General features: G+C 55.8%; 15 protein-coding genes and 1 tRNA gene. 11 read left to right on the forward strand and 5 right to left on the reverse strand.

Annotated features, from left to right (window positions below):
* The first annotated feature begins 184 nt into the window (after positions 1-184).
* The 4 genes from betI (at position 185) to betB (ending at position 5640) form a co-directional block, all read left to right on the forward strand.
* Positions 185-778, forward strand: a complete 594-nt coding sequence (betI, locus tag AB4Y96_RS23225; protein WP_441920211.1) for a transcriptional regulator BetI — start codon at positions 185-187, stop codon at positions 776-778.
* Positions 775-2298: a choline-sulfatase gene (betC, locus tag AB4Y96_RS23230; RefSeq protein ID WP_441920213.1), complete on the forward strand. Its 1524-nt coding sequence runs from the start codon at positions 775-777 to the stop codon at positions 2296-2298. The genes betI and betC overlap by 4 nt, the downstream gene beginning before the upstream one ends.
* 9 nt (positions 2299-2307) lie before the next feature.
* Positions 2308-3957, forward strand: coding sequence for a choline dehydrogenase (gene betA / locus AB4Y96_RS23235; RefSeq protein WP_441920215.1), 1650 nt, complete (start codon positions 2308-2310; stop codon positions 3955-3957).
* A gap of 219 nt (positions 3958-4176) precedes the next feature.
* Positions 4177-5640 (forward strand): betaine-aldehyde dehydrogenase, encoded by a 1464-nt coding sequence (betB, locus tag AB4Y96_RS23240; RefSeq protein WP_441920216.1) that lies wholly within the window; start codon positions 4177-4179, stop codon positions 5638-5640.
* 33 nt (positions 5641-5673) lie between these two features.
* On the opposite strand, the gene AB4Y96_RS23245 is transcribed toward betB, so the two are convergent.
* On the reverse strand, positions 5674-6867 hold the full coding sequence (locus AB4Y96_RS23245; RefSeq protein ID WP_441920217.1) for a serine hydrolase domain-containing protein: 1194 nt from the start codon (positions 6865-6867) through the stop codon (positions 5674-5676).
* Between the two features lie 85 nt (positions 6868-6952).
* On the opposite strand from AB4Y96_RS23245, the gene AB4Y96_RS23250 reads away from it, so the two are divergent.
* Positions 6953-7594 carry a TetR/AcrR family transcriptional regulator gene (locus AB4Y96_RS23250; RefSeq protein WP_441920219.1) on the forward strand — a complete coding sequence of 214 codons (642 nt, stop codon included), beginning with the start codon at positions 6953-6955 and terminating at the stop codon, positions 7592-7594.
* On the opposite strand, the gene AB4Y96_RS23255 is transcribed toward AB4Y96_RS23250, so the two are convergent.
* Positions 7591-9837 (reverse strand): AGE family epimerase/isomerase, encoded by a 2247-nt coding sequence (locus tag AB4Y96_RS23255; protein WP_441920221.1) that lies wholly within the window; start codon positions 9835-9837, stop codon positions 7591-7593. The genes AB4Y96_RS23250 and AB4Y96_RS23255 overlap by 4 nt on opposite strands.
* A gap of 246 nt (positions 9838-10083) precedes the next feature.
* Here AB4Y96_RS23255 and AB4Y96_RS23260 point away from each other — a divergent pair.
* From AB4Y96_RS23260 to AB4Y96_RS23270, 3 genes are all read left to right on the forward strand, one after another.
* A tRNA-Pro gene (locus tag AB4Y96_RS23260) sits at positions 10084-10160 on the forward strand.
* Between the two features lie 412 nt (positions 10161-10572).
* Positions 10573-11037 (forward strand): mobile mystery protein A, encoded by a 465-nt coding sequence (locus AB4Y96_RS23265; RefSeq protein WP_441920222.1) that lies wholly within the window; start codon positions 10573-10575, stop codon positions 11035-11037.
* Positions 11037-11621, forward strand: coding sequence for a mobile mystery protein B (locus AB4Y96_RS23270; protein WP_441920223.1), 585 nt, complete (start codon positions 11037-11039; stop codon positions 11619-11621). Before AB4Y96_RS23265 ends, AB4Y96_RS23270 begins: the two co-directional genes overlap by 1 nt.
* Positions 11622-11652: 31 nt before the next feature.
* Here the strand turns inward: AB4Y96_RS23270 and AB4Y96_RS23275 are convergent, their stop codons facing one another.
* Complete coding sequence (locus AB4Y96_RS23275) at positions 11653-11916, reverse strand: hypothetical protein (RefSeq protein WP_441920225.1); 264 nt, start codon at positions 11914-11916, stop codon at positions 11653-11655.
* A gap of 213 nt (positions 11917-12129) precedes the next feature.
* Entirely contained in the window at positions 12130-12624 is a 495-nt protein-coding gene (locus tag AB4Y96_RS23280; protein ID WP_441920227.1) for a PaaI family thioesterase, read from the reverse strand.
* Between the two features lie 101 nt (positions 12625-12725).
* Here AB4Y96_RS23280 and AB4Y96_RS23285 point away from each other — a divergent pair, with 101 nt between their 5' ends.
* The 3 genes from AB4Y96_RS23285 to AB4Y96_RS23295 all read left to right on the forward strand — a co-directional run bounded on the left by AB4Y96_RS23285 (position 12726) and on the right by AB4Y96_RS23295 (position 14743).
* A complete protein-coding gene (locus AB4Y96_RS23285; protein WP_441920229.1) occupies positions 12726-13319 on the forward strand; it encodes a TetR/AcrR family transcriptional regulator in 594 nt (197 codons plus the stop codon).
* Positions 13320-13441: 122 nt separating this feature from the next.
* Positions 13442-14086: an FMN-binding negative transcriptional regulator gene (locus AB4Y96_RS23290; RefSeq protein ID WP_441920231.1), complete on the forward strand. Its 645-nt coding sequence runs from the start codon at positions 13442-13444 to the stop codon at positions 14084-14086.
* Between the two features lie 24 nt (positions 14087-14110).
* Complete coding sequence (locus AB4Y96_RS23295; protein WP_091880779.1) at positions 14111-14743, forward strand: hypothetical protein; 633 nt, start codon at positions 14111-14113, stop codon at positions 14741-14743.
* Positions 14744-14749: 6 nt separating this feature from the next.
* Here AB4Y96_RS23295 and AB4Y96_RS23300 read toward each other — a convergent pair whose 3' ends face one another.
* Entirely contained in the window at positions 14750-15853 is a 1104-nt protein-coding gene (locus AB4Y96_RS23300; protein ID WP_441920232.1) for a GGDEF domain-containing protein, read from the reverse strand.
* Between the last annotated feature and the right edge of the window lie 120 nt (positions 15854-15973).

The following is a 15973-nucleotide window of genomic DNA, read 5'->3' on the forward strand; positions in this document are numbered from 1 at the left end:
AACGCCTTTGCACAACCGGAAATGTTTCAGATTGTGCAAGATGGTATTGAAGGCTGATCTCCCCCCTTGTGGGGGAGATGTCCGACAGGACAGAGGGGGTGAAAACTGCCCCATATTATCCAAACTTTTTTATTGATTGATCAGTCAATCAAGAATAATATTTCCTTCGAACGAGGTTACCCACATGCCCAAAGTCGGAATGGAACCACTGCGCAAGCGGGAGTTGATTGATGCGGCTATTCGCACGATTGGCCAGCGCGGCTCGCTTGATGTGACAGTTGCGGAGATCGCCCATGAAGCGGGTGTTTCGCCGGCGCTGGCGCATCACTATTTCGGCGGCAAGGAACAGCTGATCCTTGCCACCATGCGCCATCTGCTGAAAGAACTTGGACAGGATTTGCGGGCGGCGTTGGGAACAGCACACACCCCAGCCCAGCGCGTTGGGGCGATTATTGCGGTGAACTTTTCCGCCTCGCAATTTGCACCCCAGACTGTCGCCGCATGGCTGGCCTTTTACGTCCACGCCCAGCAATCGGATGAAACGCGCCGTCTCTTGCGCGTCTATGCGCGGCGCATGCACTCCAATCTCGCCTATGCGCTCAGCCGGATGACTGACCGGGCCACCGCAGTACAGATTGCGGAGGGCACCGGCGCGATGATTGACGGGCTCTATATTCGTCATGCGCTGCGTAATGGCGCGCCTGAGGCAGCCTCGGCAATCGCGCTTGTGGAAGATTATGTGACGACGAAACTTGCCGCTGCCGGAGCGCCCCAATGACAAGGCCGAATATTCTTATCCTGATGGTCGATCAGCTGAACGGGACATTGTTCCCGGATGGCCCTGCTGATTTCATCCATGCGCCGCATCTGCGTGCCCTCGCCGACCGTTCAGCCCGTTTTGCCAATACCTATACGGCCTCACCGCTTTGTGCCCCTGCCCGTGCATCATTCATGTCCGGGCAACTGCCATCGCGCACCCGCGTCTATGACAATGCGGCGGAATTTGCCTCGGATATTCCAACCTATGCGCACCATCTGCGCCGGGCTGATTATTACACCGGCCTATCCGGCAAGATGCATTTTGTCGGGCCGGATCAGTTGCACGGCTTTGAGGAACGCCTGACCACGGATATCTACCCCGCCGATTTCGGCTGGACGCCTGACTATCGCAAGCCGGGCGAGCGGATTGACTGGTGGTATCACAATCTCGGTTCTGTTACGGGCGCTGGCATCGCCGAAACCAGCAACCAGATGGAATATGATGACGAGGTGGCTTTTCACGCCACGCAAAAGCTTTATCAGCTGTCGCGCACATCAGACGATGCCGCACGCCGCCCGTGGTGCCTGACGGTCTCCTTTACCCATCCGCATGACCCCTATGTGGCCAGACGCAAATATTGGGATCTTTATGAGAATTCCCCAGCGCTGGAACCGGCTGTTGGTCCCATTGCCTATGAGGCGCAGGACCCGCATTCGCAGCGGTTGATGCAGGCCTGCGACTACACCAAGTTCGACATCACACCTGACAATGTTCGCCGCGCACGTCAGGGCTATCTCGCCAATATTTCCTATGTGGATGACAAGGTGGGCGAGATACTCGAGGTGCTGCGGGCAACGCGCATGCTCGACAACACGATTATCGTTTTCACCTCAGATCATGGCGATATGCTCGGCGAGCGCGGCCTGTGGTTCAAGATGAACTTCTTTGAAGGCTCCGCGCGCGTGCCGCTGATGATTGCAGGTCAGGGCATCAAGCCGCAACGTATCAGCCAGCCTGTTTCAACGCTCGATATCAACCCGACACTGGCGGCGCTTGCCGGTATTGACATCGCATCGGTCAAACCATGGACAGATGGCGAGGATTTGAGCGGCGTTATCGCGGGCGGCAAACGGCAGGGGCCGGTGCTGATGGAATATGCGGCTGAAGGTTCCAACGCCCCGCTCGTCTGCATTCGCGATGGCCAGTACAAGTTCGTGCATTGCGAGATCGATCCACCGCAACTGTTTGATCTGGAATCGGATCCGCAGGAGTTGGCCAATCTTGCCGATGACCCCGCCCATGCGAAACTGCTTGCCCAGTTCCAGACGGCGGCCAGGGCGCGCTGGGACACGGCGGCCTATGATGCGGCAGTGCGTGAAAGTCAGGCACGGCGCTGGATTGTCTATGAGGCACTGCGCAACGGCTCGCATTATCCGTGGGATTATCAGCCGCTGCAAAAGGCGTCCGAGCGCTATATGCGCAATCACATGGATCTGAATGTTCTGGAAGAGAACGCCCGCTTTCCGCGCGGCGAATAGGTGAGAGCTATGGAAGCAGATTTCGTTATCATCGGTTCCGGTTCGGCTGGATCGGCCATGGCCTACCGCCTGTCGGAGGATGGCAAATATTCGGTCATCGTCATCGAGTTTGGCGGCACCGATATCGGGCCGTTCATCCAGATGCCGGCAGCCTTATCCTTCCCGATGAACATGAGCACCTATGACTGGGGGTTTTCCTCCGAGCCGGAGCCGCATTTGGGCGGGCGCACGCTGGTCACGCCACGCGGCAAGGTCATCGGCGGTTCGTCCTCCATCAATGGCATGGTCTATGTGCGCGGCCACGCCCGTGACTTTGATCATTGGGCCGAGAGCGGCGCGACCGGCTGGTCCTATGCGGATGTCCTGCCCTACTTCAAGCGCATGGAACATTCCCATGGCGGCGAAGCGGGTTGGCGCGGCACCGAAGGCCCGATGCATGTGCAGCGCGGGCGACGTGACAACCCCCTTTTCCACGCGTTCGTTGATGCGGGCAGAGAGGCGGGTTTCGAAGTTACCGAGGATTATAACGGCGCCAAGCAGGAGGGCTTTGGTGCGATGGAGCAGACGATCCATAATGGCCGCCGCTGGTCCACCGCCAACGCCTATATGCGCCCGGCGCTCAAACGCAGGAATGTTAATCTGGTCAATGGCTTCGCACGGCGTGTGGTCATCGAGAATCAACGGGCAACGGGCGTTGAAATCACCCGGCGCGGCAAGACCGAGATCATCCGCGCCCGGCGTGAGGTGATCATTGCGGCCTCGTCCATCAACTCGCCAAAACTGTTGATGTTATCAGGGATTGGCCCCGCCAACCATCTAAAGGAACATGGTATCGCCGTGGTCGCAGATCGCGCCGGTGTCGGCCAGAACCTGCAGGATCATATGGAAGTTTATATCCAGCAGGAGAGTCTGAAGCCGATCACGCTCAACTCCAAGCTCGGGCTGTTCTCCAAGGCACGGATCGGGGCGCAGTGGCTGTTCTTCAAAACGGGTGATGGCGCGACAAATCATTTCGAATCCGCCGCCTTTGTGCGCTCCAAACCCGGTGTCGATTATCCTGATATTCAGTACCATTTCCTGCCCGCCGCGATCCGCTATGACGGCAAGGCGGCATCGAAGGGTCACGGGTTTCAGGCGCATGTCGGGCCGATGCGGTCGAAGTCACGCGGCAGCGTTACCCTGCGTTCGTCCGATCCATTCGAGAAGCCAAAAATCCTTTTCAACTATATGTCGCATCCGGATGACTGGACCGATTTCCGCCATGCGGTGCGCTTGACGCGCGAGATTTTCGGACAGGCCGCCCTGACGCCCTATCGTGGCCCGGAGATTTCTCCGGGTGCGCATGTGCAGTCTGATGATGCGATTGACGATTTTCTGCGCGAGCATGCGGAGAGTGCTTTCCATCCCTGCGGCACCTGCAAGATGGGTGCGGTTGATGATCCGATGGCGGTTGTCGATCCGCAATGCCGGGTGATTGGTGTCGAGGGTCTGCGGGTGGCCGATTCCTCCATCTTTCCACGGGTGACCAATGGCAACTTGAATGGCCCGTCTATCATGACTGGTGAAAAGGCATCCGACCATATTCTTGGTCGCGATCCCCTGCCGCGTTCCAATCAGGAGCCGTGGATTAACCCGCGCTGGGAAGTGAGTGACCGGTGATGGCGGGTGATCTTGCCTTGCACAATCTGTTCGTGGTTCGACAAGCTCACCATGAGGGACAGGGGTGATGCAATGCTAATCGCAAAGAGTGCAGAACTTGCAGAACTTGACTCCCTTTCATCACCCCCGTCCCTCATGGTGAGCTTGTCGAACCACGAACCACGCACAACTCTGCCAAGGTGAAATAAGCTATCGATGAATAAACCCAAGGAGAACACCATGCGCGCGCAGCCCAAGGCATCGCATTTTATCAATGGCCGCTTTGTTGAGGACAAGGCGGGCAAGCCGCTGGATGTCATCTATCCCGCAACCGGCGAGATCATTGCAAGACTGTTTGGCGCAACGCCTGCGCTGATCGAGCAGGCGGTGCAGGCTGCCGCTTCAGCGCAACCCGCATGGGCGGCGCTGAAGCCGGTGGAGCGCGGGCGTATCTTGCGCCGTGCGGCTGATCTGTTGCGCGAACGCAATGCGGAAATCGCCGAACTTGAGACCCTCGACACGGGCAAGGCCATTCAGGAAACGCTGGTAGCCGATCCGGCGTCGGCCGCCGATGCGCTGGAATTTTACGGCGGCATCATTGCCGGGTTCAACGGTGAGATGATCGAGCTTGGCGGTTCCTATGCCTATACCCGCCGCGAAGCACTTGGCGTCTGCGTTGGTATCGGCGCGTGGAATTATCCTATTCAGGGTGCAGGCTGGAAATCAGCCCCGGCGCTGGCCGCAGGCAATGCCATGATCTTCAAGCCTTCGGAAAATACCCCGCTTTCGGCGCTGGCGCTGGCCGAGATTTACAAGGAAGCTGGCCTCCCCGATGGCCTGTTCAACGTGTTGCAGGGTTTTGGCGATGTCGGCTCGCAGCTTGTCGACCATCCGCTGGTGGCAAAGGTATCGCTGACCGGCTCGGTGCCAACAGGCAGAAAAGTACTGGCGCAGGCCGGTTCGCACATGAAGCACGCAACGATGGAACTCGGCGGCAAATCCCCACTGATCATTTTTGATGATGCGGATGTGGAAAATGCCGTGGGCGGTGCGCTGCTTGGCAATTTCTATTCGACGGGACAGGTCTGCTCGAACGGCACCCGCGTTTTTGTGCAGAAGGGTATCAAGGACAAATTTCTCGACCGGCTGGTGACCCGCACCAAAGCCATTCGTCTCGGCGATCCGCTTGACCCGGAAATCCATCTCGGACCACTGATCAATGCCGCCCAGCGTGACAAGGTGGTTGCCTATATCGAAAAGGGTAAGGCCGAGGGCGCCACGCTGGCCTTTGGCGGCGGCGTTCCCAAAATGCAGGGCTTTGAGGCGGGCTGCTATGTGGAGCCGACGATTTTCACCGGTGTGACCGACGCAATGACCATCGCACAGGAAGAAATCTTTGGTCCTGTCATGGCGGTTCTTGATTTCAACGATGAGGACGAAGTGGTTGCCCGCGCCAATGATACGGAATTCGGTCTGTCCGCCGGTGTGTTCACCAAAGACCTCTCCCGCGCCCACCGCGTCATCAGCCAGTTGAAGGCCGGAACCTGCTGGATCAACACTTATAATCTGGCACCGGTGGAAATGCCGTTCGGCGGCTTCAAACAATCGGGCGTTGGCCGTGAAAACGGTCTGGCGGCACTTTATCACTACAGCCAGATCAAGTCCGTCTATGTGGAGACAGGCAAGGTCGAAAGCCCCTACTAAAAACGAAAGGCGGGGCATGCCCCGCCTTTTCAATCATTTGCCGTAAATGGCGTCGCGGACCCCATCGGGGAATGCGCCGATCATGCCCGCATAAGCGGTATTGGTCAGCGCGACGACGGTCAGCTTGCGCACTGGATCGACAAACCATGACTGGCCATAGACGCCGCCCCACCTCCATGTTCCTGCCGATTGCGGTGAGCCTCCCGCTGCCGGGTCTTTCACGATAGAAAACCCAAGGCTGAAACCCGTGCCGGGAGGTGCGACATCCAGAACAAGATCGCCAATCTGGCTGTTTTCCAGAAGTTTAAGACTGTCCGCTTTGAGCAAGGGAGCGCCACCCTTCCTCAGCGCTTCAAGGAAGCGGATATAATCATCGGCGGTTCCGGCCATGCCCCCGCCGCCTGAAGCATAGGACGCGGCATCAAATATCCGGTCCGGTGCAAAGCTGACCCCACCATCGAAGAACGGCACACGATGGGACTTGCCCATACGCACTGGCGGTTCGCCGTCGCCATAGGCCACGGCCAGTCTTGCCCGGTCAGCAACGGTAAAGCCGGTGTCATCCATGCCAAGCTTGCCGGTGACATTCTCCTTCACCAATTCCGGCAGGGATTTGCCCGTTGCCTTGGCCAGGACAGCGCCCAGCACATCAAGGCCCACCGAATAACCCCATGCGGTGCCGGGTTCATGGGAAAGGGGCACACTGGCAATGCGGCGGAGATTTTCCTCGATGGAAAGTCCGGGTTGATCGAGACCATCGGAAACACCGGCCTTGAGATAAGGGCCACCGGCGGGCTGGAGAAAGCCATAGGTCAGACCAGATGTATGGCTCATGAGTTGGCGGATCGTGATGACTGCTTCCCGGCCATCGGCTGTTTTTGGCCGGAAATCCGGAAGATAAGTCGTAACAGGATCATCCAGTTTCAGCTTGCCCTCTTCCACCAATCGCAGCGCCGTAACAGCCACAATAGGCTTGGTCAGCGAGGCAACGCGGAAAATCGCATCTTCCTTGATCAGGGTCTTTGCCTCGCGATCGGCAAAACCGGCGGCGCGGCGATAGACGATCTTGCCGTCTTCGGCCACCAGAATGACCGTGCCCACTATGGTCTGGTCGGCAATGGCGTCATCAATCACCTTGTCAAGGCGGCCCTTGAAATCGGCCTCAACAGTCAGCCCTGGCGTGTTCGTAGCAAGTGTTGTCAGAGTAGCGGCAACTGGTATGTTCATAGACCTGTTCCTTTTTCATAGTGGTCACTATATAAAAGAACTAACACGCGTTTCTTTCCTGTCAACTAATTTATTAGTGGTCACTATGAAAATAATTGAAGACTCCGCCAATTCCCCTGAAGAGCCCGCCCGCAGGCGTGGCCGTCCGCGCAGCTTTGACCGTGAAGCGGCGCGCGACAAGGCGATGATGCTGTTCTGGCAGCGCGGCTATGAGGGCACGTCGATCAACGATCTGACGGAGGCCATGGGCATTACACCGCCCAGCCTCTACACGGCGTTCGGATCAAAGGAAGAGCTTTATATGGAGGTGCTGTCGCTCTACAAGATCGGCCCCGGTGCCTATTTCACCGAAGCACTCGCAGAGGAAAAGACGGCAAAGGGCACCATTTCGCGCCTGCTCCATGGTGCCGCCTCCAGTTTTGTCTTTGGTCCCGGTGGCTGCATGATCTCGACGGCCGCACTTTCCTGCGCGCCTGATGTCAAGAGTGTTGCAGATAAGGTTGCAGCCATGCGCAGCGCCACGCTTGGCGTTCTTACCGGCCTCGTGCAACGGGCGATAACGGATGGCGAGGTGCCCGCCTCGACCAATGCTCAACATCTGGCGCGGTTTTACGGCGCCATCATTCAGGGCATGTCGGTGCAGGCGCATGATGGCGCGACGGTGGATGAGCTAACGGCGATTGCAGAAACGGCGATGAGTGCTTGGCCTGAAAAAGCTTCAGACTAAGCCTTGCCGATGTAATCCACATATTGCGTGAGCGCACAAACCAGATGATAGAAGATCGAAGCGGGCACATCTTCCGCCCGCGCCCGGCCCTTTTCATCGATCAGGTCAATCCACAGACCTTTGGGCGCCTGTTCGATATGCCAGCGGAACAGCCGCCCTACCCGTGCTTCTACCTCAGGCTTCAGGTCAGGCCCACCATTGCCGTCAAGCGCGATAGCGGCTTTTACCGCTTCGGTCTGCGGCCAGCTGCGTGAATTGGTATCAAGCGGCAAACCATGACGGGAAACCGCGCCATAGGCCAGTTCCGTTGTGCGGTTCAGGCCGTTGGCGATGGCCGAAGCATAGAGTTTTCGCGCATAGCGGATGACATCCTTCTGGCCTGACGCGGCGGCGAAATTGGAGAGCAGATAGGCCCACTCGAAATGATGCCCCGGCTCCGTCCATTCGCCTTTCTCACCCGGTGCCCGCTCCCAGTCATCGGTAAAAAATTCGCCGAGCGTCCAGGTTTCCGCATCGAAAAAGTGATGGCGGAACAGATCGACGATACGCGCTGCACGTTGGAGATAATCCCTGTTGCCAGTGACATCGTACCAGGCGAGAAATGATTCCAGCAGATGCATATGCGGGTTGGAACGGCGCAGGCCGGTATCCCCCGGCATTTCGAGGAAACCACGCAGCTTTGAATCGGCGAGATATTCATCAATGAAGGCAAAGGTTTCCGTGGCAAGCCCCAGCGCCTGCGGATGGCCAGCGCGATGCGCATGGGCCAGCGCCAGAAGCACGAAGGACTGGTCATAGGCATCCTCAGCCCCGTCGAGAACCGTGCCGTCAGGATTGAAAGTCTTTACCCAGCCGCCACGTTTGGTCCGGCCATTGGCGGTGATGAAGCGAATGCCGTGGTCGATCAAATCATTGGCCGGACCATCCCAGCCCATTTCGTGCGCGACGGCAAAAGCATAAATCTGCCGCGCCGTGGTGCGCATGCGTTTTGTCCGGGTTATCGGCGTGGCATCGAAGGTCAGCGCCTCGTGAAAGCCGCCATAGCGCGTATCAACGCCCACCGTGGACCAGAGCGGCAATGTTTCTTCAAACAGCCAGTGGCGCACCCGTTTTTCATAGGCGCCCACCTGCGGCAGGCGGTCCTGCGCAGGCGTGAATTTGGTTTCCAGTCGCCCAGTCTTTTCCAGCTGCTCGACGATCTTGCGGACATTCTGGCTTTCGGTCACGGGCGCAACGAATGTCGCGTCGGAGGTCGACACAACAGCCAGATCACGCAGGCCGATGGCGGAAAGCAGGCGGCCATTGCTGCGCAGATAGCTATTCTCACAATCAATGGCGACGACATCACCGACAATCACATTGCCGCTGCCATCGGTCGAGCTGACTTCCAAAAGCGATTGCCACGAGCCCAGATCATTCCAGCGAAACCGCGCAGGAACCAGCGCAATATCTTTCGCGTGCTCCATGATTGCATAGTCGACGGAGATGGACGGCACTTCCGCATAAAGATCATGCGGCAGATAGGTGCCGGAGATATTGCTGGTCGCTTCGTCAAGCGCTGCAACGGCGCCATCCCAGATCTTCGGCGCATGCGCCCGGAATGCATCGCGCATGGTACTGGCACGGAAAAGAAAAATACCGGAATTCCAGAGAAAGTTCTTCGATTCGAGATATTGGATCGCAGTCTTMTCATCGGGCTTTTCCACGAACCGGATCACGTCGCGCGTATTGTCATCCCCGGGGCCGACCTCAATATAACCGTAACCGGTTTCCGGCCTGTCAGGCTGAATGCCAAAGACGACGATTCGTCCCGCCATGGCAGCGTCCGTGCCAGCCTCTACCGTATTCCAGAAGTCACGATCGGTGGTGATTTCATGATCGGACGGAACGACAAGAACAAGATCATCGCCATGCTCACGCAGGGTAATCTCGGTTGCCAGCACCACCGCCGCGGCCGTGTTGCGCCCCATGGGTTCAAGAATCGCGCGGCCCCCGGCCAGATCAACGCCTGACAGATCCTGGCTGATCCTGTCCGCATGACGCTCGGAGGCAAGCAGATAGACAGGAACGGAGGTTTCGCCGCCCCGCGCACTCATGCGCTTGACGGTACGCAAAAGCATCGAGCCCTGACCGGAAAGATTGTGAAACTGCTTTGGAAAGTCTTCACGCGATAAAGGCCAAAGCCTTGAACCGACACCACCACTCATGACAAAGCTGATAATACGCTTCATTCCCGACGTCATTGCATGCAACCTCATTGTTTCAGTCGATATCTCGTCCGATATACAATTCGCGATCTTTCGGCAGACTTTGCGATACACCGCATCACCTGTGTTTTATCGATACAAGACTTTCATTGACGATCACAAGACCGGTTCCGCCATTTCCAGAACATGGTTTATGTTTGCACCGCTATAATTCAAAAAGTGCTGACGAAACGACTTGCGGGCACAAAAACGCGGCGGTATATAGCCCGACATCGCTGGTCACGGAGTGTAGCGCAGCCTGGTAGCGCACGTCGTTCGGGACGACGGGGTCGGAGGTTCGAATCCTCTCACTCCGACCAGTGTTTTCAATCACATAAATTATTGCACTGAAAATTTGTGTCCTTTTCCGTGTCATTGCCACTCCCGCAATGAAGAGGGGCGGATATGTTTATAAAACATATGAGTTCATCAAAATAGCTTATCATTGAAATTGGGTTTGGCCGGAAACTACCGCGGAACGCCGTTACAATTCTCATTCAGCCCTACCCTCTATGTCCAGAAGGATATGAAACCGGCTAGGAAAACCTGCGTGTGCCACACTCACATAGTATTGTTTTTAAATGTTCTCAACAAAATGGATATCTTTTAATATCCTTTGCATTGCATAATGCATATCTATTGATATCTTTTTACCACAACTGGATATCAATTAATTGCCTTTTCATCTCATTTGGAATATTTATTGATATCCATCAACGCAGGACTCATACCATGAGTGTAAAAGACACCGTGGCGCGCCAATATAAAAAATTGGCAGATCATGGCCTACAGCAGGTTAGCGGACTTCTTGTGCCACCGGAGGGGTGGATCGCGACATTGCGCAAGGCTCTGGCTATGAGCGGTCCGCAACTGGCAAAAAGAGCAGGCATAACAAAAGCTGCTATTTATCAGGCTGAACGCAATGAACGGGAGGGAGCAATTACCCTCAATCAGATGCAGAAAATGGCAGAGGCGCTTGGCGGACGATTCGTTTATGCTGTTGTGCTTCATGAAAGGGTTGAAGATGTCCTCAAAGCTCAAGCTTTGAAGAATGCTGGAGATATTGTCAGACGCGCAAGTTCTCACATGGCTCTGGAGCAACAATCTTTATCTCAGGAACAGACACAAATTGAGATTGATGGGCTCGCCGACAGTATGATCCGGCATATGCCTCCCAACTTTTGGGAAAACACTTAGTGTTCGAGGAGGCAAAAGGCGCCACGCGCCTCGAACCTGATGAAATTCATGGACTTAAATTCAGTCACATCACGACACGCAGTGAGCTTGATGAATTGGAACAAGCCAATATTGAGCAAGGTCTCCTGTGGCTTGGGCGGCGACGTGGCGGCGACATTCTGACGGATAGCTTTATCCGGACCTTGCATGTTCGTTTATTCGGCGACGTCTGGAACTGGGCGGGTAACTACCGGCGAAGCGAAAAAAACATTGGTATCGATCCGCTCCAAATTTCCACGCAAGTTCGCATACACTTGGACAATGTCCGCTATTGGGCAGAAAATGCCGTCTACACGCCCTTAGAGGCAGCGGCTCGATTTCATCATCGATTGGTTCAGATTCATCCATTCCCAAACGGCAACGGTCGACATACACGCATTGCTGCCGATGTATTTCTGGCTGATTATTACGGCCATTCGCCAATCCAATGGGCAAATGGATTTGACCTGCAAGCCGATAACGAGCGGCGGACAACCTATCTAAAAGCCTTGCGAAATGCGGATGCAGGAGATTTCGGAGCACTCCTGATCTTCGTGGGGGCGTGATGTTGCGACGGCCTTCGTATCTTAGGCCTCTCTAATGCAGTGTCTCTCCGCCCTCAGGATCGATCAGGCTTGCAAGGCCCTCTTCTTCGACGGCCCGTAAAAACTCGTCAAAGGCGGCCTGATCCGTCTCGAAAGGATCATCCCAGATGATTGAGTCCTTGTCCTCTGTCACCACCTCCAGCGTCCATTCGCTCTGCTCTGCAAGGCGATAAATCTCGACGCTCACGGTTATTCCGTCGCGGGTAAACTCTTTCGACAACCGCGATACAACCAGTTCGGGTTCTTCATCATCCATCATGTGCCCCTTGGGACCTCAAGTTGTTTTTTCAATCATCTTACGACGTACCGGGAAATAGCAAGCCAGAAAATGGAAATCCTTTCCATTCCGGGCTGCATCTTTCCTATCGGCGCAAATATCCGCATAATTTGTGACAATTGAAACTCGCGGCGAAGAAGAGCCGGGCCTATTATGATTACCCGCGAAAAGGGCTGGCTGACAGTGAAGGCGTTAACCCGCCTTTTTCAGCGCATCCATGACGAGACAGGTTTCCGAACCGTGGGCGACAAGCCTGCCGCTGCTGTCAAAAATCTTGCCTTCGGCGCTCGCTGTCCGGCTACCGGAATGCAGCATAATGCCTTCGCAGCGCAGATTACCCGTTGTTTCAAGCACGGAACGGACGAATGTCGTTTTCATTTCCAGTGTCGTATAGGTTTGTCCAGCCTTCAGCGTTGACTGCACCGCACAGCCCATGACCGTATCGATCAGCAGGGAAATCCATCCTCCATGGACGAAACCCATAGGATTATAGAATCGCTTTGATGGCCGTGCCTCAAACACGACCTTGCCCGTTTCGACCGAAATCGGCCAAAGATCGGTGGTTTCAGCAAATGGCGGTGCGGGATAGGTGCCATCCAGCAATCCCTGCAGAAGATCGAGCCCCGAAAGCGTTGCGGCAACCTCGGGGGGAACCAGACCAAAAGTTGTATTGAGCATCTCGGACATATCTGGCTCCTGCAATGGTTGCCGGCTTGTTGGATGGGCTTCATATTATGACCATCATATGATATGTCAATCGCCATACAACGGGTAGACGAGGGAGGCTGATGCGCTATTCCAAGGACCATAAAGCCGAGACACGCCAGCGCGTTATAGAGGTTGCGTCAAAACGCTTCCGCAAGGATGGGATTGAAGCAACGGGTCTGGCTCGCCTGATGGCTGATGCGGAACTGACCCATGGCGGTTTTTACGCGCATTTTTCATCCAAGGAACAATTGGTGCAGGAGTCCATCACGGCAGCGGTGGATTCATCCCGCGATTATCTGGTGCATGCGGTAAGAAGTGCGCGGGCGCGCGGTGCGGACGGGATGGAGGCTATCATACACGCCTATCTGCGCCCCGCGCATGTGAAGCACCCGGAGCTTGGCTGCGCCATTCCATCACTGGTTGCGGAGGTTGGCCGTCTCTCGATCGAGATACGCGAACGATTGGTCGAGATCGTCGATGCGCTTGTTGATCTGATTGCGTCAGTATTGCCCAAACATCTTGAAAAAGAAGCGGCAACAGAGAGAAGTCGTGCGGTATTGGCTTCCATGATCGGCACCCTGCAACTGGCAAGACTGGTGACAGACGAGGAAACATCCGCGAATATTCTGGCTTCGGGCCGGCAAGCCGCTCTGGCACTGGCGCGGCAAGCCTGATCCCGATGATCGACTAGCAAGCTATTCGCCTTGCGAAGACATATTGTTTCATTATCATTCCGAACAAACGCGCAGGCATGGCCAGAGACCAATGCCCAACGAGAGATATGACTGGAGCTACCATGTACAGGCCACCTGCATTTCGCGAAGATCGTCTTGACGTCATGCACGATCTGATCCGCAAACACCCGCTGGCTATGCTGGTGACAGGCGGCGAGCACGGGTTGATGGCCAACCTCATTCCGTTTGAGATCGACCCGGATGGCTCGCCAAACGGCACGCTTCGGGCTCATCTCGCCAAAGCCAATGAGCAGGTTGCGGMCCTGCAGGCGGGTGCGGAAGCCATGATCATCTTTCAGGGACCGAACACCTATGTGACGCCCTCGTGGTATGCGACGAAGCGCGAACACGGCAAGGTTGTCCCTACCTGGAATTACGTGGTTGTGCAGGCATGGGGAACCCCGCACGTCGAAGATGGCGCGGAGTGGCTGCGCCGGCAGATCGGCAGCCTGACACGCACACAGGAGGCGGGCCGCGCGCAGCCATGGGCGGTCGAGGACGCGCCTGAGAATTTCATCGCCGGGCAGATCAAGGGCATTATCGGCATTGAAATCCCGATCTCGCGCATTGAAGGCAAATGGAAGGTCAGCCAGAACAGGGGCGAAGCTGACAGAACAGGCGTGGCTGATGGCCTGCGGCAGGAAGGCCCGGAAGCCGAGGCCATGGCGCGGATTGTCGATGAACGGGGGAAGCTCGGCGGCAATTAAGCAAGCGACCAAACAGGAGGGGATATGATGCGCAGCGCTTTACTGACTGGATTCATGTGCCTTGCGGCGATATCCACGCAATCTGCATGGGCAGAGAACAGCAAGGGATTTCAACTCACCATTGATGGCAAACAGACCGGCATCAATGTTGGTGAGACCGTGACCGTCACAACCGGCGACGGCAAGGAAATAAAGGTAGCGCTGGAGCGTTCAAAATTTGCGACAGCCTCGGGCGCATTGTTCTCTTTCGATCATCCGGGTGATCTTAATCCCGCGAAAACCGAAATCAGCCGGGGCATCACACAATATTTCCTGACGTCCGCCACCGGAACATCGGTTATCGTGCAGGAATATGACCGTTCGGATGCGGATTCCATCGCGTCCCGGATGATCAAGGGATTCACCAATGATGACCGAAAGGCCGGAGCCAAGATCAAAGAAACACCAACCGAGCGCAAACTTGAATCGGGCAAAACCCTTAAAGGCATGAAAGCGGTGATCGGAAGAAAATCCACCCATCTCATCAGAGAGGCATTCTCCACCGTTAATGGCAACAAAGGCATCGTCATCCTGACACGTTTCAATGAGGATAACAGCCCCGCGGAAGAACGTGCAGTCATCGACACATTCTGGAAAAGCCTGAAGATCAATCTGTAATTGCACTTATGCCGCTATCGATGCCAGTTCGATACGATTGCGGCCAAGGCGCTTGGCCCGGTAAAGCGCGATATCCGCTTCTTCGATAAGGTCAGTCAGCGACTGGTGCTGCGAGGTGAAGGTCGAAACACCGGCGCTGACAGTCACATGCGCTTGCGTGCGCCCGAAATCGAAGAAGGTTTCGTTGACGCGCCGCCGGATTGCTTCGGCCATGGCCATGGCTTCTTCGGCGTCAGCCGTGGGCATCAGGATCGCAATCTCCTCGCCGCCATAACGGGCCACGAGATCTGATTTGCGCACCAGCGAGCGGATGATGGTGGAGATTTCGACCAGCACCAGATCGCCATTGGAATGGCCCCAATGATCATTGATGCTCTTGAACGAGTCGATATCGATCATGACAAGCGAAAAGACATCGCCGCCCGTTGAAGCCGCCTTGCGGAATGTGCGGCGCGCAACCCTGTCGAACAGCCTGCGGTTGGCAAGATTGGTCAAAGGATCGGTGTGAGCGTCCACCTCCAATATTTTCACGCGATCAACCCGCAGGCGCTCACGATGCAGGAACATCGAGATGAGAATGATCCCTGTGACACTCAGCGTCAGCATTGGCAGGGCGATACGCTGGAAAATCGGCAGCGCCTGCTCGAATGGCAGGACAAAGATGCTCAGCGTGTAAAGCGGAACAGTCAGACCAAGGATAATGAAGTGCTTCCAGGAATAGTTTTTTGGCCGGTAGACCTGCGTAAAGATCAGGCTGATCAGACCGATGATCACAATGCCGACAACACCCGCATAAACACCATTGCCCCCGATGAGGACGCGGGAAATAATCGTTAAAGTTGTAGAGACCAGCACTGCAACCACGCCGCCAAATGGCGCGCTGAGTGCAAGCAGAATGGAACGGGCATCGACAATAATACCTTGGTCAACAATAACGGGATCAAGCATGGAGATAACGGCCGAACAGCCGAACAGCAGCCCCACCATGAAACTACGTGTCACCGGGGTGTGGAAGCCGCGAATAATCGAGCCATAGGCCATGCTGACCAGCGCTACCAGGCCAAGACGGTGGACGAGATCCGCGACGATGGGGAAATATTCAGTGTACAATTACCAACCTCAATTCCACTCCCTACGACTATAGCTTTGCCGGGCTAATTTCGTACGAAGGACATCCGTAAAAATTGAACTACCTGATGATCTAACACAAATATTCTACCACAGGTTGTA

It is taken from the genome of Phyllobacterium sp. TAF24, assembly GCF_052113785.1.
In the GTDB taxonomy this organism is placed as follows: Bacteria; Pseudomonadota; Alphaproteobacteria; order Rhizobiales; family Rhizobiaceae; genus Phyllobacterium.